14 protein-coding genes are annotated in these 18,386 nt (G+C 51.6%); 7 read left to right on the plus strand and 7 right to left on the minus strand.

Features of this window, described 5'->3' with window-relative positions; translation table 11 throughout:
• Position 1 precedes the first annotated feature (1 nt).
• Entirely contained in the window at positions 2–367 is a 366-nt protein-coding gene (locus BLX24_RS09855) for a response regulator (RefSeq protein ID WP_071502959.1), read from the minus strand.
• A 185-nt stretch (positions 368–552) separates the two neighbouring features.
• On the opposite strand from BLX24_RS09855, the gene BLX24_RS09860 reads away from it, so the two are divergent.
• The 3 genes from BLX24_RS09860 (at position 553) to BLX24_RS09870 (ending at position 3,751) form a co-directional block, all read left to right on the plus strand.
• Positions 553–1,905, plus strand: a complete 1,353-nt coding sequence (locus tag BLX24_RS09860; RefSeq protein ID WP_071502960.1) for a sigma-54-dependent transcriptional regulator — start codon at positions 553–555, stop codon at positions 1,903–1,905.
• Positions 1,906–2,070: 165 nt separating this feature from the next.
• On the plus strand, positions 2,071–2,856 hold the full coding sequence (locus BLX24_RS09865; protein ID WP_071502961.1) for a response regulator: 786 nt from the start codon (positions 2,071–2,073) through the stop codon (positions 2,854–2,856).
• Positions 2,857–2,863: 7 nt separating this feature from the next.
• Positions 2,864–3,751, plus strand: coding sequence for a glycosyltransferase family 2 protein (locus BLX24_RS09870; RefSeq protein ID WP_071502962.1), 888 nt, complete (start codon positions 2,864–2,866; stop codon positions 3,749–3,751).
• Between the two features lie 5 nt (positions 3,752–3,756).
• Here the strand turns inward: BLX24_RS09870 and BLX24_RS09875 are convergent, their stop codons facing one another.
• Positions 3,757–6,300 (minus strand): PAS domain-containing hybrid sensor histidine kinase/response regulator, encoded by a 2,544-nt coding sequence (locus tag BLX24_RS09875; RefSeq protein ID WP_071502963.1) that lies wholly within the window; start codon positions 6,298–6,300, stop codon positions 3,757–3,759.
• Positions 6,301–6,325: 25 nt separating this feature from the next.
• The gene (locus BLX24_RS09880; protein ID WP_071502964.1) at positions 6,326–6,862 is read right to left on the minus strand and encodes a heme NO-binding domain-containing protein; all 537 of its coding nucleotides are present in this window, start codon (positions 6,860–6,862) and stop codon (positions 6,326–6,328) included.
• Positions 6,863–7,144: 282 nt separating this feature from the next.
• On the opposite strand from BLX24_RS09880, the gene BLX24_RS09885 reads away from it, so the two are divergent.
• Positions 7,145–8,413 carry a glycosyltransferase gene (locus BLX24_RS09885; protein WP_071502965.1) on the plus strand — a complete coding sequence of 423 codons (1,269 nt, stop codon included), beginning with the start codon at positions 7,145–7,147 and terminating at the stop codon, positions 8,411–8,413.
• Positions 8,414–8,431: 18 nt separating this feature from the next.
• Positions 8,432–9,553, plus strand: a complete 1,122-nt coding sequence (locus BLX24_RS09890; protein WP_071502966.1) for an NAD(P)/FAD-dependent oxidoreductase — start codon at positions 8,432–8,434, stop codon at positions 9,551–9,553.
• Here BLX24_RS09890 and BLX24_RS09895 read toward each other — a convergent pair.
• The 4 genes from BLX24_RS09895 to BLX24_RS09905 form a co-directional block, all read right to left on the minus strand.
• Complete coding sequence (locus BLX24_RS09895; protein ID WP_071502967.1) at positions 9,536–10,399, minus strand: glycerophosphodiester phosphodiesterase family protein; 864 nt, start codon at positions 10,397–10,399, stop codon at positions 9,536–9,538. The two genes, BLX24_RS09890 and BLX24_RS09895, sit on opposite strands and share 18 nt — an antisense overlap.
• Before the next feature lie 46 nt (positions 10,400–10,445).
• On the minus strand, positions 10,446–10,616 hold the full coding sequence (locus BLX24_RS32670; RefSeq protein WP_177225816.1) for a hypothetical protein: 171 nt from the start codon (positions 10,614–10,616) through the stop codon (positions 10,446–10,448).
• Positions 10,617–10,679: 63 nt separating this feature from the next.
• Positions 10,680–12,956 (minus strand): fused MFS/spermidine synthase, encoded by a 2,277-nt coding sequence (locus BLX24_RS09900; protein ID WP_071502968.1) that lies wholly within the window; start codon positions 12,954–12,956, stop codon positions 10,680–10,682.
• 42 nt (positions 12,957–12,998) lie between these two features.
• On the minus strand, positions 12,999–14,627 hold the full coding sequence (locus BLX24_RS09905) for a M1 family metallopeptidase (protein ID WP_071503206.1): 1,629 nt from the start codon (positions 14,625–14,627) through the stop codon (positions 12,999–13,001).
• 285 nt (positions 14,628–14,912) lie between these two features.
• Here BLX24_RS09905 and BLX24_RS09910 point away from each other — a divergent pair, with 285 nt between their 5' ends.
• Together BLX24_RS09910 and BLX24_RS09915 are read left to right on the plus strand one after the other, a co-directional pair.
• A complete protein-coding gene (locus BLX24_RS09910) occupies positions 14,913–15,716 on the plus strand; it encodes an SDR family oxidoreductase (protein WP_071502969.1) in 804 nt (267 codons plus the stop codon).
• Between the two features lie 20 nt (positions 15,717–15,736).
• On the plus strand, positions 15,737–18,376 hold the full coding sequence (locus BLX24_RS09915; RefSeq protein ID WP_071502970.1) for an MGH1-like glycoside hydrolase domain-containing protein: 2,640 nt from the start codon (positions 15,737–15,739) through the stop codon (positions 18,374–18,376).
• The last annotated feature ends 10 nt before the right edge of the window (positions 18,377–18,386 follow it).

The raw sequence follows: 18,386 nt of genomic DNA on the forward strand, positions 1-18,386 counted from the left end.
ATTAATTCAGCACCCGCTTAATCCGGATCTTTACTTCTTCCGGATGAAACGGTTTCTGGATAAAGTCTTCTGCACCGTCCATCAGACAGTTGATACGAACTTCACTTTTTTCGTTACCCGATAAGATTAACACCGGAATGTGGCTATGCTTCGGATCGTTCTTGATTTTATGGAGTAACTCCTGACCATCAACGCCCGGCATTGATAAATCGGTGACGATTACATCCGTTTGTACACCATGATCAATTGCATAAAGAGCCCCTGAAGCATCCGAATAAGCCTGTACATTGTACTCTGATGACAAATAGTTTTGCAACAGCATCTGGATCATTTCATTGTCGTCAACTACTACTACAGTCGGTTTCATCGTGTTAGAATTTTTATGGGTTTGTCGTATTTTTCTATAATCCAAATACGTACCAGTTAATTTAAAAACACATAACACCCTTATTATCAGAACAATATTTATTTTCTAGGCTCTAAATTTATCCAAAATCAGGAATTTATATCTATTTTTGGAAAATTTCCCATTCACTGACTGATTGCCTGAACATGGAAAACGGTTTTACCATTTTTGTTGTCGAAGACGATGTGTTTTACGGTACCATGCTGGAGTATCATCTCACCCTGAACCCCGATTATTCGGTAGTCCGGTTTGAGACAGGAAAAGCCCTGCTGAACAACCTGCATCGCAAACCATCGGTTATCACCCTGGATTATTCCTTACCCGACATGAACGGCGAAGCGGTGCTTAAACTGGTCAGGAAGCAGTTTCCCGATGTTCCGGTCATTATCATTTCCGGTCAGGAAGATATTTCGACGGCAGTCACCCTGCTCAAAAACGGGGCATACGACTACATCGTTAAAGACGACAACACCAAAGACCGGCTGTGGAGTACCTTAATTAAAGCACGGGAAACCCAGCAGCTGCGGGCAGAAGTGGATCAGTTACGGGAGCAGGTACGGGAACAGTATGATTTCGGCAACCTCATTGTTGGCAACAGTCCGCAGCTGAAGCGGGTTTTCGCCGTCATGGAAAAAGCAACCCGTTCCAGCATCACCGTGTCCATTCATGGCGAGACCGGAACGGGTAAAGAACTCGTTGCCAAGGCCATTCACTACAATTCTACCCGTCAGAAAAAGCCCTTTGTGCCCGTCAACGTGGCAGCTATTCCGAAAGATCTGATGGAGAGTGAGCTGTTCGGCCATGAGAAAGGTGCGTTTACTGGCGCCGTTAACCGCCGGATCGGCAAATTTGAGGAGGCTAACGGAGGCACCCTGTTTATGGACGAGGTAGCCGAAATGGACCTGACAATGCAGGTGAAGCTGCTGCGTGTGCTGCAGGAACAGGAATTTAACCGGATCGGCAGTAACCAGCTCGTTAAAAGTGATTTCCGGCTTATTGTAGCCACCCACAAGAACCTGGCCGAAGAAGTCCGGTCCGGCCGTTTCCGGGAAGATTTATACTACCGGCTGCTTGGGTTGTCGGTTGAGCTTCCGCCTCTCCGCGAGCGGGAAAACGACATTGCGATCCTGAGCCGGTATTTCATGGACGAATACGCCAAAAAGAATAAACTTGGCAAGCTGAACTTATCGGCTGAAGCCCTTAAAAAGCTGCTTCCCTATCCGTTTCCCGGCAATGTCCGCGAACTGAAAGCCATTATCGAACTGGCCTGCGTAATGGCCGACAACGGAGTGATCCAGGCCGAGGACATTACCTTCCGGTCGATTCGTCCGGAAGGCGCTTTTCTGATGCAGGAGATGACTCTTCGGGAATATACGCGCCGGATCGTCCGGTTTTACCTTGACAAATACGACAACGATGTATTGCTGGTTGCCGAAAAACTGGATATCGGAAAATCAACGATTTATAACATGCTGAAATCAGGTGAATTAACCTCATAGCCTGTAGCTGTTCTCCTGATTTAACACCTCTTTGTTTCCCACAATCTGGACTTCATTTCCAGATTGTGGAACCATAACACAACAGACAAAATCACCAATCTCCTCATTTTCTGCAATTTATAGCGATGGCACACTTTGTGCATAATCAGCAGAAAATAGGCCTATATGCATTTTTCTGCCTTCAACGAGGACCATATACGCGGCAGTCGGGTGCTATTGGTAGAGGACAATTTAATGAATCAGTTCTTTGCCAGGCAACTGATGGAAGACTGGCATATAATTGTCGACATTGCTCAGAACGGAGTCGAAGCAGTCGAGATGGTTATAGCGCAGGTGTATGATTTAATTCTGATGGATATCCAGATGCCCCGTATGGACGGGCTCCAGGCTACCCGTATGATTCGTCAGCACCACCGGTTGAACACGCCGATTATTGCATTAACGGCACTTTCTGCTCGTGAAGACATTGACCTGTTCCGGCAGGCGGGCATGGATGACTATCTTATTAAGCCATTTCTGAATGAAGAACTGAGGAAAAAACTCGTAACGTTTATCCCCAAACCTAAAGCAAAATCAACTGATTTTCAAAAAAGTACAGCCATGAGTCACGCGATTGTACCTCTTTTTAACAAGGGGCGTTTGGCGATGATGCTAAACAACGACGAAGGACGCATACTGCAAATGGAAAATTTGTTCATTCAGCAGGCACGAGACACCATCATGCAAATGCAGGAATCGCTTCTTAATCAGGAATGGGACCGCCTCAGCAAGCTTGCTCATAAGATCAAAGCTTCGGTTGACCTAATGGATGTTAACTCGCTTAAACGTCCCGTCCGCGACCTGGAAGCCAATGCTAAATTACCGCAGCCCGGAACCGATTTCACCCAGCTGACCAATCAGGTTTGTCAAACGCTCGAACAGGTTTGTCAGCAGATAGAAGCAAGCCGTTAATGTACCGATGGCCACACTCCCTTTTGTTTCAATCATCACCGTAAACTATAACCAAACCGCAGTAACCTGCGACCTGCTCGATTCACTTACCGTATCCGTAACTTGTTTTTCTCAATTTGAGATTATTGTCGTCGATAACGGCTCGCAGCACTCCTGCGAGCCGGTTATCAACCGAAATTACCCCCATGTCCGTGTTGTTTCGAGCGAAACAAATCTTGGCTCTGCCGGAGGGGTTAACCTGGGGCTGCGCATCGCCCGGGGCGATTATTTTATGCTTCTCGATAACGATACGAAAGTTTCCCCTGATTTTCTGCTCCCGTTAGTCAATGCCATGCAGCAACATCCGGATGTCGGGATTTGCGCAGCCAAAATCCGGTCATACGAAAAACCGGAATACATTCAGTTTGCCGGTTCGACGCCATTGCACCCCTTACGCATGGCTCCGCAACTTATCGGAAACGGACATAAGGACGAAGGACAGTTTGATCAGGAAGGCTATACGCATCATGTACATGGCGCTGCGCTGCTTGTCAGACGCGAAGCGGTGAATAGGGCAGGTGTAATGCCGGAGGAGTATTTTCTTTACTATCAGGAGGTTGAATGGTGTGAGCGCATAAAACAAGCCGGATTCCGCATTTATTTCGTCCCCGAGTCCGTCGTCTATCACAAAGGATCAGTGAGCCTGAGTAAAACCAGTGCGTTTCAGGTGTATTATAAAACCCGCAACCGCATTCTGCTGGCCCGTCGCTGGCGGCGGGGCCCCGGACGCTGGGTCACTCTCAGCTACTTATGCCTTATTACATTCCGGGATATACTGGCCTACACCTATGCCGGCAAAATTCCGCAGCGAGTTGGCTGTTGGGAAGCCGTTAAGTGGCACCTGGTCAACCGCTGAGCCGATTATTCGATTGCCTTACCGAGCCGCGCAAACTCCTGCTTAATGAGTGGCAGTTTTTCGGCTACGATCCGACCTAACGCAGCGGCAGCGACCGGCACCTGCTCATCAGACGGCGATGCTTTCAGCAACAGTTCAAACTGCTTTCCGGTATTGGCCACTTCGGTCAGCCCGACCATCACCAGTGAAGGCCTGAACTGGTGCGACAAGGCAGCCAGTTGTTTCCAGTCCTGTGCCGCAATCACCTCTTCAATTTTCCCCAGCTCCGGAAACGTTGTTTCCATAAACAGCGAAAACATCATGTGTGCGTAGGAATAGTCATGGCCATAGAACTGTTCTAACTGCTCAACATCCAGTGCTGTACTGTAGGTATACGGCTCTGACGGGTCGGCGGGCTCGTTGAACGGGTCCGGGAGTAATCCGGTCTTTACGGCAGGCGTTTCCGGCGTCGGCAGATAACGCTGTAATAACTGAAGCAACTGATCCGGGGTAAACGGCTTACTAAGGCAGTCGTTCATACCAGACGCAATGGCTTCGCTTTGCTCCTTAGCAAAAGCAGTTGCCGTCAGCGCAATGATCGGAATGGCTGCATTCGGATTGGCCTTCATACTACGCAGCCTGACGGTCGTCTCGAAACCGTTCATGACGGGCATCATTAAATCCATCAGAACGAGATCGTACGTATGTTGTTCAACCAGCCGGATCGCTTCGAGGCCGTTGTCAGCCACATCATATTCGGCTTTCCACTTCCGCAACAGACCTTCTACATACTTTTTATTCAGCGGATTATCTTCAACGATCAGGATTTTCTTGGATTCAAGGCAGGCGCTGTCAATTTTACCGTGTTCATCCACGATACTGAGATCTTCGTCGCCGGCGATTTTCAGCGGCAGTGTAAACGTAAAGGTTGCCCCCTGATTCAGTGCACTTTCCACGGCAATTTCGCCACCATGAAGGTTTACCAGCTGCTTCACGATAGCCAGTCCAAGGCCGGTGCCGCCATATTTACTTTTCACATCGCGGTCGGCCTGTTTAAAGCTTTCGAAAATGGTTTCAAGGTGCTGCGGGGCAATGCCGATACCGGTATCCGTAACACTAACTTCGGTCATCAGGAAATCGCCTAACTGATCCAGCAGTGTTACCTGAACGCGAACGGAACCTTTCTCTGTAAATTTGACTGCGTTACCAATCAGGTTCATCAGAATCTGGCGCAGCATCGTCGCATCGCCCATGACCGTCCGCTGAATCTGCGTATCTACCAGGGATTCTATTTTGACAGGTTTATCCCGCAGGCGCAGTTTAAACGTTTTGGTCAGTTCATTAAGCAGATCCGGCAGATTGAACGGCCGTTCTGTCAACTGCATTTCTCCGGCTTCAATCTTTGAAATATCCAGCACATCGGATACCAGCGCCAGCAGCAAATCTGCCGAATGGCTGATTGCATCGAGGTATTCACGCTGCAATACGGTCAGTTCAGTATCGTACAGCAAGTGCGTCATGCCGATAATCCCGTTGATCGGCGTCCGGATTTCATGGCTCATGTTAGCCAGAAAACGTTTTTCGGCCTTGCGGGCTTCTTCCGCAATGCGCCGGGCCTCCTCCAGGGCTTCCTGTGTGCGCTTGCGCTCCGAAATATCCAGGTGTATGCCGATCGAACCCGTCACTTTGCCGGAAGGCTCAATAATGGGCGCCCCGCTGATAATGACCCAGATAATCTGCCCGTCTTTCCGGCGCAACGGAACTTCGTAAACCCCGGGTTCGCCGGAAAGCCGGTGTTTATTCTGTTCATCAATAATCCGCCGGAACGAATCATCGGGTAACAGCACCTCCTTGGCTCTCTTTCCGACCAGTTCTTCCGGCGCATAACCGACCAGTTTTGAAAAACGCGGATAAACCTTCTGGATAATATCATGGTTATCTACCTCAATCAACCCCAGCTCCATATTTTCGATGATACCCCGGTACTTTTCCTCGCTGTACCGGATGATATCCTGGACCTTGCGCTGTTCGGTAATGTCTTCATAGCGCCAGAGGTGCCCCAGATAACGATCACCGGCCACGATCGGGATATAGTCCCGTTCCAGAATCCGGCCGTCGTTCATTTTCAGTTCCTCGCCGATGCATAGCTTTTTTTCCTGTAGCAATGTATCTACCCGCCGCACAAATCCGTCAGGGTCCTCAAATGCGTGCTTACTCTGCTCAGCAGATTGTGAACAGTCGGCGCCGACCAGTAAGTCGGGGTTGACTGGTATATCAAATAAATCGCAGAAGATCTGATTGGTCAGAACGATTTTACGGTGTTCATTTTCCAGCAATACCCCTGAATGCAGGTTCTGTATCAAAGACCGGTACTGCATTTCCGACAGCAACAATGAATCAGTCCGCTCCTTCACGGCTGTTTCCAGGGAGGTGTTCATATGCTTCAGCTCTTCGTTTGCGCGATAGAGCTCCAGCGACTTTTCTTCAAGAAGTTTTTCTGCCTGTTTCCGGGCATTGATTTCACGCTGAATCCGTCGCTTAAGCAATTCTACCTCTTCTGCTACATTCATATTACGGTCGTTACTGAATTTTACGCTATTTCTTTATCAAAAATCGTACTGATTTTCCCGTACTTTCCAATGATTCTGTCTCTATTGTGATCTGCTCCTGAAAGTGTCTGGCCGTTGCCATGATTAACCCAACGGCTAAACTGCTCATTCTGCGATCAGACTGATAAATCATCTCTAACGTGTGTTCGTCAAGCCGGGTCGTCTGAAACCGGGGTAATTCCGCATCCGGATACAATTTCAGTACATCCACATGAATCGTTCCCTCAACACTTTCCAAAAGCTGGAAAGAATCTTTACTCGCTGTAATCAGCCAGGGATAATTTTTCAGAAATACACGGAATAAATGGTCTCCGAACGCAGTCAGTACATCATCTCCTGACAGTTGTTCAGCGTTGCAGAGAGTTGTCAGTAAAGCATGCATTTCAGATGACGGATATGTACCTGTTGCCGTATAGGCACCATCATTCGGCACCTTACTTTGCCGGATAATTCTGTCTACTGCTTCATAGCCGTATTTTTCCTCAACCATTTCCAGAAACTCGGTAAAAACAATGCCTTTCATCGATTATCTATCTATGTGTGTCAAGCGTTGCAATTAGGTACTGTTATTTATACGGCAAAATATATGATATTAATGTACTGTAAACAAATTTTAAGGCTATATAAAGGTACAGAACTCCAGTGAATGCATTGAAGTCCAGTTTCTGGAATATTTTGCCTGATGCCAAAAGAATAAATATCCTGATAATCAAAAACTTAAACACACACACATCCATTAGCACAGCATTTGCGTAAAGAGTAGATACATGTAGTCAACCATATACCTTTAACGTTTTTGTTAACCATGGCTTTTGAATCAACCAATCCGTCAATTATCGGTCTCGCCAATAAATCATGGGAAATGAATGGTTTGCAGGCAGCCGGCCAACTTATGAACGGACTTGCTCAACATACCACCGTATTGTACGTGAATCCACAACCAACGTACGCTGATTTGATCAAAGCCACCATCGGTATCACAAACGAGGTAGACATCACCCGGACATATTCCGCGAAATCTCATCTCGAAAAAATCGGGCTGTCGGAAACCGCGTCGATCTATGTCCTGCATCCGCGTCCTGCGCTACCTGTAAACTGGCTAGGCAGCTCTCATCCGTTCAACTGGACCAGACAGATCAATGCCCGCCGGCTCATGGACGATGTTTGTGCGGCCATGCGTACCTTAAAAATTGACCAGCCCCTTTTGATTAATATGGGGCAACCAGAAGCCGGACTCAATACAGGGAAGGTTCTGGGCGAACAGCTTTCGATCTATTACCTGGATGGGAATGAGGCAGCGGCCCCTGCCGGTTCAATGGCGGAGAAGGCCGAAAACATGTTTATTGCCCAGGCAGATGCATTGATTACGAACGAAGAACACGTTCTGACCACCAAAAAAGGAATTGCCAGACATGCATTTCTGTTACCGGATGGGGTAAACTTCGACTTTTTTAACCAGGCCGTGGGGTTACGGAGCATCCGTCAGACGATCCAGTTATCATGGGCAGCCCGGTCAAAAACAGCCACCCGCCGCGTAGCCGGTTACATCGGCACTGTTGATGACCGCATTGATCTGGATCTGCTGCTATATAGCATTAACCACATGCCCAATACGGATTTCTGGTTTATCGGCGAAATTAAAAGCAAGCGTGTTGATGAAGCCTTATCGAAACTGTCGAATGTCTGGCTTGCCGGAGATCACCCGTCTACCGTATTACCGGAAATGATGGCCCACATGGATGTTGCCATCATTCCGTTCCACCGTAACGTACAACCCTCACAGACAGCACTGGTAAACGAGTACCTGGCGGCCGGCATGCCGGTAGTGGCCACGACATTCGGCAATATGGTTGATCACATTGATCAGATCCGGCTTGCCGTTGATGAACACATGTTTTTTGAACAGCTGGACGAAGCCTTGTACGAACCTTATTTTAGCATTGACCAGGGAATCGACCTTGCCCGCCAGCATACATGGAACAAGCGCGCGGACCAGTTTATGAGCATAATCAACAAGTTAACCAGCTACCATTCGTTTGCCGGTTTGAGCAGATTGACTAGTTTGGCGGTTTAACTGCTGTTAACCGTCCGGATGTTTAGCTATTGGGAACAACAAACGTTTTTGAGCGGCATTGATATCGCCGTCATAGGCAGCGGGATTGTCGGTCTGTCGGCCGCCATCCATCTGAAAAGACAACAACCAACCGTAACTGTTGCTATTTTTGAACGGGGAATGCTACCAAGCGGCGCCAGCACGAAAAATGCCGGATTTGCCTGCTTCGGTAGCATTTCTGAGTTATTGATGGACCTCGAAACCCATACCGAAGCCGCGGTCATGGCCCTGGTTGCCAAGCGCTGGCAGGGTTTGCAGCGTCTGAAAGCTAATGTCGGCACCGCAGCCCTGCGGTTTGAACCCGTCGGCGGGTATGAACTCTTCGACGATGCTGCTTTTTACGCCCGATGCGCCGACCGGATTTCCTATTTTAATGCTTTGCTTCGGGACGAAATCGGCCCCGATGTATACCGGCCGGCCGACACCGATATTGCCCGTTTTGGCTTCAGACACGTAAACCACCTCATCTTCAACCAATACGAAGGCCATATCCATACGGGCACGATGATGGCGGCTCTGCTGGAAAAGGCGCAGACGCTCGGCATCTGTGTCTTCAACGGTGCCCTCATTGAGGCAGTCGAAACCGTTAGTCAGGGTGTACAGCTGGTGACCGCTTCGGGGATTATTCATTGCCGGAAAGCACTGGTGGCCACCAATGCCTTTGCCCGGCAGCTGCTGCCGGCGCTGGATGTGACGCCCGGCCGCGGGCAGGTACTCGTCACAAAACCGGTCCCGAACCTGCCCCTCAAAGGCACGTTTCATATGGATCAGGGCTATGTTTATTTCCGCGACATCGACGGCCGGGTACTGCTCGGCGGCGGCCGGCATCTGGACATCGCCGGTGAAACAACCACCGCATTCGGCCTGTCTGAGACGATACAGCAACGGCTTCTTTCGTTACTCGACGAGGTAATTCTGCCCGATCAGCCCTACGAAATTGACCTGCGCTGGAGCGGGATTATGGGGTTTGGCAAACAGCAAACGCCCATCGTCCGGCAAGTAACGGAGCACGTGGTCTGTGCCGTTAAAATGCAGGGTATGGGCGTTGCGTTGGGTAGTTTAACGGGTGAAGAAGGAGCTGACCTACTGCTTCGTCAGTGATTGCCACACCTCAACCGGCCGGTCTGTTGACATGATATCGGCCCCGTTTTTCACAAACCGGCGATACACCTGATCGCCTTTTGCCACCGCCTGCTTATCGAGGTTACCCAGCGTACCAAGGATACACGGAATACCTTTCTGGTGCAGGAACTGGTACAGCTCCGTATCCGGCTCTTTTACACCCACAAACGCCACCATGCGGTTGTCGGGAATGCCCAGATCATGATGCCGGTCATATTCGGCGCGGTTACGGATGGTTACGGAAATCATCAGCGACGGATCCAGTTTATGGACTTTGGCAGCATCCTGCGCATTGTATGTGATCACACAGGCATAGGTGGCGGCTCCGGTTTTATGGATCATATCGACCACTTTGTCAAACGACACATTCCGTTTGACATCGAGCGTAAAGGTAACTTTGTTTTTGCCCCACCGCAGTACCTGCTCCAGCGTCGGAATTTTAAAGGCAGTCAGGTTACCGGCATTATCTTCCAGCCGGTATTGCTGAATGTCGGCGTAGGTTTTATCGATGAGCTTACCGGTGCCGTTGGTGGTCCGGTCCAGGGTCTGGTCGTGCATCATGACCAGCACGCTGTCTTTGGTCAGGTCGATGTCACATTCAATAATAACCGGCAGGCGTTTGGCCAGGTAAGCAAAGGATTCGATGCAGTTTTCGGGATAGCCTTTAATGTCGCCGCCGCCACGGTGCGCCGAGATCATGCCGGTGCGGGTCACTTTGGGGGCCCAGAATTCTGCTAAACTGGCCGGTGCCTTTGTGTATGTTTTTGGGGTACAGGCCGATAAGGAAACAGCCAGTATGCCGATGAGTGTTTGAGTAAACTTCATGCCGCAAAGGTAAGGCAAAAACCGTTGTGGCAGGTCAGCCTCAACCTCAGGACGGATTAGCCCAGTGGTCGATACCGGCTTTTTTCTGCTGCCAGAGGCGGGTCGGGGTGTCGTTGGCAAACTGGCGGAAGTCTTTCAGGATGTGCGGACAATCATAGTATCCGCATGCCAGGGCAATATCCAGCCAGTCTTTTTCGGGTAAAGTACCTCCGCACACGAGGACGAAGCGGAGGACCCGGGACGATGTGCGGCAAAAAAGCCATACAATCAGTGTTGCCGTTTAATACCCTACCTTATCCCGCTGCCGGATGCTGTATTCATCTTTTGGAAACAGATCCGTATTGATCTCGTCCGGAACCGTCGTTGGCCGTGGCAGCAGTTGGGTAACCGGCCGGAACTTTTCAATCAGCTTCCACAGATCGACGTTCGCCATTCCGTAATGCTGCTTACTGAACACGCTCGTTGCCCGCTGCTCAATGGCCCCCCAGTCGAGCAGAATCGGCTCATTACTGCCAATCAGCACCAGATGCTCCACATACAATACATAGGGAAACACCTGCCGGAAGGTATTCAGCACGCGGCCCGTCGGGCACCAGGTAACTGCCAGCCCCTTTGGTTTCAGGCGGGAGCGCAGCAAGGCAAAGTATTCTTTCGAGTAAATATTCCCGGAGAAAGCCGACGAGGGCCGCAGCGCATCGGCCTCAATCACATCGTACAGGTCCGGCCGCTGCCGGAGCGCATACCGGCCGTCCCGGAAAATAAGTTGCAGGCGCTTGTCAGACAATACATACTCAACGGCACGGTCATTGGCCACGGCAGCATATTCGGCCAGTAGCTGCGCCTGGTTGCTCACAATTTCGAAACAGTCGATCCGCCGGGTTTCGGCGCGGCCACCGATGCCCTGCACCGTCCCGCCCGACCCCAGCCCGATAACGGCTACCTTTTCCGGGTTCGGGTGAATCATCACCGGCAACCCGCCCAGCAGGGTATGTACCTCATCAATATAAAACGGCAACCCGCTCTGACCCAATCCATTGACAAATACAACTCCGCTACTTTGGGCACTATCCAGCTTAATGACCGACACACCTGATTCATTTTCGTTGAACAGAATCTGCTTTTCTGACCGGACCCCGTTCATGAGCTGCCAGAACCGGTTATTATCGGGAATGGTCAGGATGGCCAGCAGCTGAACAATCACCAGCACAATCATTGCCACCGGATGAATGTGCTTGCGGAAAAACAGTACAAACCCATAGACCAGACTCAGCCCGGCAATCAGCCGCAGCAACTCTGCCGAGCCAAACAACGGAAAGCCGACCCATGTGACCCACCACGCGCCGACCGCCGACCCGACGATGTTGATAAACTGTAGCCAGCCCACTTTGCGCCCCACTTCCTCGTAGCGGTCCTGAATCAGGGATTGCGACACGGCAAAGCTCAGGCCCATCAGAAACGTAGGGACAAACAGTAAAAACAGCGGAATCAGGCCGTAGGTGAACAGCGTAAACCGCGCGTTCAGCACCGGCTCCCCGCTCAGAAAATAATCCCACAGAAAACGCAGGGCCGGCAGCTTACTGACACCGGCAATGAAAATCACGACCGACAGCCCGGTATAGCTGTACAGGATCGTCTGGGCAATCAGAAACAGGCGTTCGCGACGGGCAGGTACCTGATAGGCCCGGCCTTTTACCAGCCGCACACCCACCCATGTGCCAATGGCCATAGACCCCAGATAGATGGCCAGCAGCACCGAAAACGTCAGCGAAACCGACTTAATCAGCGTTTCGAGGACCCTGAACCAGATCAGTTCCAGCGACAGGGCAGCGAGACCCGACAGAAAATAGTGGGTCGACCACAGCGTAAGCGTAGCGGTAAACGGGAGGCTACCCGTTTCGGTGTCGGTTACCGGCCCGGCTCCAACCTGCCGATGCTGCCGTCCCAGCCCTAATGCCCCAATCGCACAAATACCGTTCAATGCCACGCCAACCCAGATCGACGATGCGTAGCCCATCTGCCGCACCAGCACGAATCCGGTAACAAATGCCCCGACGGCCGCACCGAGGGTGTTCACAAAATAAAGCAGACTAATGTATCGGGCCTGTTCGGTACCATCAGCAAACCGGAACGCTTTGGACAAAGCCGGTAGCGAGAAGCCCATCAGAAACGTCGGCACCAGCAGCACCCCGAAAACAACCGCATACAATACAACGGCATTATCCCCGAAATCGGGGGCCGACTGAAAAAGGTAGTCGTAGAGAATTCCTTTACTGAACGCGGCAAACAACAGAATGCCGGCTTCGGCACCGACAAAATAACGCAGATTTAAGGATGGCGTTGCCCGGTCGGCCAGCCGCCCCCCGACAAGGTAACCCAGCCCGAGACCGGTCATAAATGCCGACACAATCAGACTGATGCTGACCGTATCCGAACCTGTATAAAAAACGAGCAGGCGCTGCCAGATAACCTGATAGAGCAAGGCCGCAAAGCCGGAAAGGAAAAACAAAATAAACAGGACAATAACAGGCCGTTTGGCCGCTGGCAGAACATGGGTCATTTGGATAGATAAGCTATATGGGAGTAGTGAATGTCTGTGGCGTTATTTTGCCTGTGTCGCCTTCATCAGCACCGTATTGTCGGGGTCGAGCACAACCAGCACCGGCTTTTGATCCAGCGGAACCGTGAACTCCCGCTGCCGTTTGTCGAGCACAACCCTGACCGAGCGCGCCAGATCGCGGTTGATACCGTCCTGCAAACTAAACACCAGCGGCAACGTAAACGTAGTGGCCACCGCCTGTTGCTGGGCTACGTTGATAACCAGCACCTTCCGGGAGGCATCATATCGCCAGCGCCAGGTTAGTTCCGGATACCCCGGCTGATAGAGCCACTGCCGGAAAAACGTCGCCAGCGAACGGCCGGCCGCTTGTTCCATCATGTGCTGAAAGTCTGCTGTCTGCGCATTGCTGTCGCGGTAACGGGCATAATAAGCCCGGACGCCCTGCCAGAATACCTCGTCGCCCACTTCATGGCGCAGCATATGCAGCACCCAGCCTCCTTTCTGATATGAATTCGGATTCAGCAAACTGATTAGATCCGTGGCGGTTGAATCAACGATGGTTCCGGTTGGGCGCAGGCCTGCAAACCGGAAAATCTGTCCCTTGTTGGTATTCAGGATGCGGTTGAGCGTGTCGCGCCCGTAGGCATGTTCGAGGTAGAGCGCAGAGAAATAGGTGGCAAATCCTTCGCTGAGCCAGACATGCGGCCAGTCGGCTTCTGAAGCGGAGTTGCCAAACCATTGATGCGCAATTTCATGGGCCAGCAGCGCTTCCATGTCTATGTTCTTGCGCCCGACAATCGCTTTTTCGTTGTAAAAAATACAGCTTGCATTCTCCATTCCGCCAAACATCGTCGTAGATTCGACATTGGCCAGTTTTTCATAGGCATACGGCCCGATTTTATCGATAAAGAACTGTAGCATCCCGCGGGCAGGTTTGTAGTCGATAAATCCCTTTGTGCTGTCGCGGGGATAAAGCCAGCTTTGTACCGGAATACCGGCTACACGGCCCACCTCCTCAACGGCAAACTGAGCCGCACCAATCACCATCACTTTGGTCGGGATGGGGGAACCTTCGTGCCAGTGTGTAAGTTTCTGACCGTTTGGCATGACATGCTCAGTGACCAGTTTGCCGTTGGCTATAACGCGGTACCGGGCCGGCGCCGTGACCATAAAATCGCAGGTGGCCTTGTCAGACGGATGGTCAACGACCGGTAACCAGTGGCGGGCATTGTTGGGCCAGTTATCGCCGAAAAAGGTCCGGTCACCGAATTTGTTTTTACTGATAATCAGGCCCTTTTCAGGAATACCTTCGTAGCGGATAATCACCTCCTGCGGGATATTGGGCTGACCGGTCAGGGTCAGGTACACGCGGTTTTGCCGGTGCGAAAAAAGGACTTCTTTCCCATCGGCAGCGGATACGCCCGTCACACGCATACCCGTTGTGGCGGTGCCCGATGCCGGTCCGGCCAGGTCAAACCAAACGAGGTCGGTTTGTGCGGACCGCTGGTTAAACCGGATGCGTGTTTCGCCCTTGATCTGGTTTGACTCATCCGACAGAGTCAGCGAAAAATGGTAGAACAAAACATCTATGTTCGGTTGCTGGTAGGTTAACTGGCCGCAGCATTGGCCCCGGATAGCCAACAGCAAAACGACAATAAGGTATCTGTTCATAATCAGTGCCTGGGCGACCCGTTCGGTCAATTGTCAGATAATTACCTGGATAGATCCGTATCCGGATCATTAAATTTTCGCTAAAATAGCACACAATCAATAACCTTTGCTACAGGCACCGGTTACCCAAAGATCATACTTCTTGTTTTACATACATAACATAGTTGGATAGACTGACCGGTCTGACAGAGCGGCAGAATGTATTTGGAGGTGTTCGGCAGTAAATGCGTATGAGATGCTTCCTGCGTCAGCATGACAAAAGTGGTACCATTTAAACCAAATTTTATGGAGAAGAAATTAGCCGGGCAGATAGCTCTGGTTACCGGCGGAAGCTCCGGCATCGGTGCAGGGGTAGCCCTTGCACTCGGTCAGGCCGGGGCCAATGTGGTGGTCAATTATAGTTCAAGTCTGAAAGGAGCACAGGAGGTGGTCGCCCAAATCGAAGCGGCCGGTAGCCGGGCCATCGCCGTCCAGGCCGATGTAAGTCAGGAAGCGCAGGTACAGGCCATGTTTAAAGAGGCCATTGAGCAGTTTGGTACCATTGACATCCTGGTCAACAATGCCGGTTTGCAGAAAGATGCCAAATTCGACGAAATGACGCTTGATCAGTGGCAAACGGTGATCAACATCAACCTGACCGGTCAGTTTCTGTGCGCCCGCGAAGCCATCCGCGAGTTTCTGCGCCGTGGCCCGCGGCCGGAGGTTTCGCTCGCAACCGGCAAAATCATCTGCATGAGTTCGGTTCACGAGGTAATTCCGTGGGCAGGCCATGTCAATTATGCGGCCTCAAAGGGCGGGGTAAAACTCCTGATGCAGTCGCTGGCGCAGGAATATGGCGACCGGAAAATCCGCGTAAACAGCATTGCGCCCGGGGCCATTCAGACACCGATCAACAAACCGGCCTGGGAAACAACGCAGGCGCTCAACAGCCTCATGTCGCTGATCCCGTACAACCGCATCGGGCAGCCCGACGATATTGGTAAACTCGCCGTTTTTCTGGCCTCCGACGATTCGGATTACATTACCGGCACCAGTATCCTGATTGATGGGGGCATGACCGTTTTTGAAAGCTTTGCAACCGGAGGCTGAGCCGTTTAAATGTCTGCATCATGACTAATTCAGCAGAATGGGCGCGCCTCCTTGAGAACGCCAAAAAGGCGGTGCCCCTTGAAAAATGGGGTACCTATCTCTCAGATCGTCAGTGGGCAACGGTCCGGGAAGATTACAGTGCCGATGGCAATGCCTGGGACTTTTTCCCGCACAACCACGCCCGTTCGCGCGTATATCGCTGGGGCGAAGACGGGCTGGGCGGTATTTCTGACTATCACCAGCACGTTTGTTTTGCCCTGGCACTCTGGAACGGAAAAGATCCTATCCTGAAAGAGCGGCTGTATGGTCTGACCAATTACGAAGGCAATCACGGGGAAGATGTCAAGGAATTGTATTACTACCTCGACAACACGCCGACGCATTCGTACATGAAGTTTCTGTATAAATACCCTCAGTCGGCCTTTCCCTATGAGCAGCTCCGGCAGGAGAATGCCCGCCGGACGCGCCAGGACCCTGAATTTGAACTGCTGGATACCGGCATTTTCAATGAAAACCGCTATTTCGACGTACAGGTGGAGTATGCGAAGGTCCATTCAGACGACCTGTGTATCCGGATTAGTGTGACAAACCGTGGCCCCGAAACGGCCGGCATTCATGTATTGCCGACGCTCTGGTGCCGCAATCGCTGGGCGTTTGAAAACGACTACCCCAAACCGGCTATCTCCCGCCAGACGGCCACCGACGCCGCCAACTCGGTCCTGCTGATGCATGCGAAGGTTGGCCAATACCGGCTGTACTACCAGCCTACCGATACGGCGTTTATGACCGAAAATGAGTCGAACACCTTGCGGCTGTACGGTATTCCCAACCGTTCTCCGTTTGTTAAAGACGCTTTCCATGATGCACTGACGGGTCAGAACAGTTACCTTACCGAAGCCTTGCAGCAGCAGGCAACCGGCACCAAATTTGCCCCTGTCTATCCGCTCAAAGTGGCGGGCAATACCACCGTTACGATCTCGCTCCGGCTTACTAAAGAAACGATTGATCAGCCTTTCGATTCCGCGTTTACCGAACAGTTTGCACTGCGCAGGCAGGAAGCCGACGCCTTTTATGCCCGAATGGCTCCGGCCGATGCTTCGGACGACCTCAAAAATATCCAGCGGCAGGCCCTGGCCGGTCTGCTCTGGAGCCGTCAGTATTACCACTATGACATTCCCCGCTGGCTGATGGGCGATCCGGGTTTTCCGAAACCGCCTCCCGAACGCGCCCTTGGCCGGAATCATCACTGGATGCACCTCAACAACGAAGACATTCTGCTGATGCCCGACAAGTGGGAATACCCCTGGTATGCGGCCTGGGATCTGGCCTTTCACTGCGTCCCGATGGCGATGATTGATCCGCTTTTTGCCAAAAATCAGCTGATTCTGATGATGCGCGAGTGGTATATGAGTCCGGCGGGGCAGATTCCGGCCTACGAATGGAATTTCTCGGATGTGAATCCGCCCGTACATGCATGGGCAGCCTTATCGGTCTACCGCATCGAACGCACCATCCACGGGCATGCCGATGTTGACTTTCTGAAACGCATTTTCCAGAAACTGCTCATCAATTTTACGTGGTGGGCCAACCGGCACGACGAGGAAGAAAACAACGTTTTTTCGGGCGGATTCCTCGGCCTGGACAACATCGGAGTGATTGACCGCAGTCACCTGCCGCCGGGCACCCTGCTCGAACAAGCCGATGCCACGGCCTGGATGGCACTCTATGCGCTGAATATGATGGATATTGCGCTTGAAATAACGGTTTATGACCCGACGTTTGAGGACGTAGCCACTAAATTTTACGAGCATTTTATCCTCATCGCCGAATCCCTGAATCAGGAGCTGTGGGACGAAGAAGACGGCTTCTACTACGACCTGCTGTACCCCGCCCACAGCGACGCTACCCGCCTGAAAGTACGCTCGGTTGTGGGGCTGACCGTGCTTTTTGCCGTGTCGGTAATCAAGCGCAGCAAATGCGGACCCCTCTCCGATTTTCTGAAACGGATGGACTACTTCCACAAATACCACCAGCGCCTGGGCAAGCCCCTGCCCAACGAGCAAACATCTGACGAGGGAGACATTATCCTGTCGCTGGTTTCCAAAGAACGGCTGGTAAAACTGTTGCAAATTCTGCTCGACGAAACCGAGTTTCTGTCGGCGGGCGGCATCCGTGCCTTATCGAAATTTCATGAGCAACATCCGTATGCGGTACAGCTCGACGGGCAGGTATATAGTGTCCGCTACAATCCGGGCGACTCAGACTCCTCTATGTTCGGGGGTAATTCTAACTGGCGCGGGCCGGTCTGGATGCCCATCAACTACCTGTTTATCAAATCACTGAAAAAATACCACCAGTTCTACGGCGACTCGCTGAAAGTTGAATTCCCGACCCGTTCGGGCAATTTCCTGACGCTGGAACAAGTGTCGGACGAACTGGCTAAACGCGTAGTCCATATTTTCGCCAGAACACCTCTGGGGCAAAGGCCTGTTCATGGCCCCTATGCCGGCTTTTACCAGAAACCGGAAAATCAGGACCTGCTCTTATTCTACGAATATTTCCACGGGGATACGGCTCATGGCATCGGTGCCTCCCACCAAACCGGCTGGACCGCCATCGTCGCCGAACTGATTAATGACGATGCCTGGGAATGGGAGTGATTAATGGATA

It is taken from the genome of Arsenicibacter rosenii, from assembly GCF_001870735.1.
Classification (GTDB): Bacteria; Bacteroidota; Bacteroidia; order Cytophagales; family Spirosomataceae; genus Arsenicibacter; species Arsenicibacter rosenii.

What these genes read in the sequence shown, in the direction of transcription:
- BLX24_RS09855 (WP_071502959.1), bottom strand. Translation starts at nt 367, where the DNA reads ATGAAACCGACTGTAGTAGTAGTTGACGACAATGAAATGATCCAGATG.
- BLX24_RS09860 (WP_071502960.1), top strand. Translation starts at nt 553, where the DNA reads ATGGAAAACGGTTTTACCATTTTTGTTGTCGAAGACGATGTGTTTTAC.
- BLX24_RS09865 (WP_071502961.1), top strand. Translation starts at nt 2,071, where the DNA reads ATGCATTTTTCTGCCTTCAACGAGGACCATATACGCGGCAGTCGGGTG.
- BLX24_RS09870 (WP_071502962.1), top strand. Translation starts at nt 2,864, where the DNA reads ATGGCCACACTCCCTTTTGTTTCAATCATCACCGTAAACTATAACCAA.
- BLX24_RS09875 (WP_071502963.1), bottom strand. Translation starts at nt 6,300, where the DNA reads ATGAATGTAGCAGAAGAGGTAGAATTGCTTAAGCGACGGATTCAGCGT.
- BLX24_RS09880 (WP_071502964.1), bottom strand. Translation starts at nt 6,862, where the DNA reads ATGAAAGGCATTGTTTTTACCGAGTTTCTGGAAATGGTTGAGGAAAAA.
- BLX24_RS09885 (WP_071502965.1), top strand. Translation starts at nt 7,145, where the DNA reads ATGGCTTTTGAATCAACCAATCCGTCAATTATCGGTCTCGCCAATAAA.
- BLX24_RS09890 (WP_071502966.1), top strand. Translation starts at nt 8,432, where the DNA reads ATGTTTAGCTATTGGGAACAACAAACGTTTTTGAGCGGCATTGATATC.
- BLX24_RS09895 (WP_071502967.1), bottom strand. Translation starts at nt 10,399, where the DNA reads ATGAAGTTTACTCAAACACTCATCGGCATACTGGCTGTTTCCTTATCG.
- BLX24_RS09900 (WP_071502968.1), bottom strand. Translation starts at nt 12,956, where the DNA reads ATGACCCATGTTCTGCCAGCGGCCAAACGGCCTGTTATTGTCCTGTTT.
- BLX24_RS09905 (WP_071503206.1), bottom strand. Translation starts at nt 14,627, where the DNA reads ATGAACAGATACCTTATTGTCGTTTTGCTGTTGGCTATCCGGGGCCAA.
- BLX24_RS09910 (WP_071502969.1), top strand. Translation starts at nt 14,913, where the DNA reads ATGGAGAAGAAATTAGCCGGGCAGATAGCTCTGGTTACCGGCGGAAGC.
- BLX24_RS09915 (WP_071502970.1), top strand. Translation starts at nt 15,737, where the DNA reads ATGACTAATTCAGCAGAATGGGCGCGCCTCCTTGAGAACGCCAAAAAG.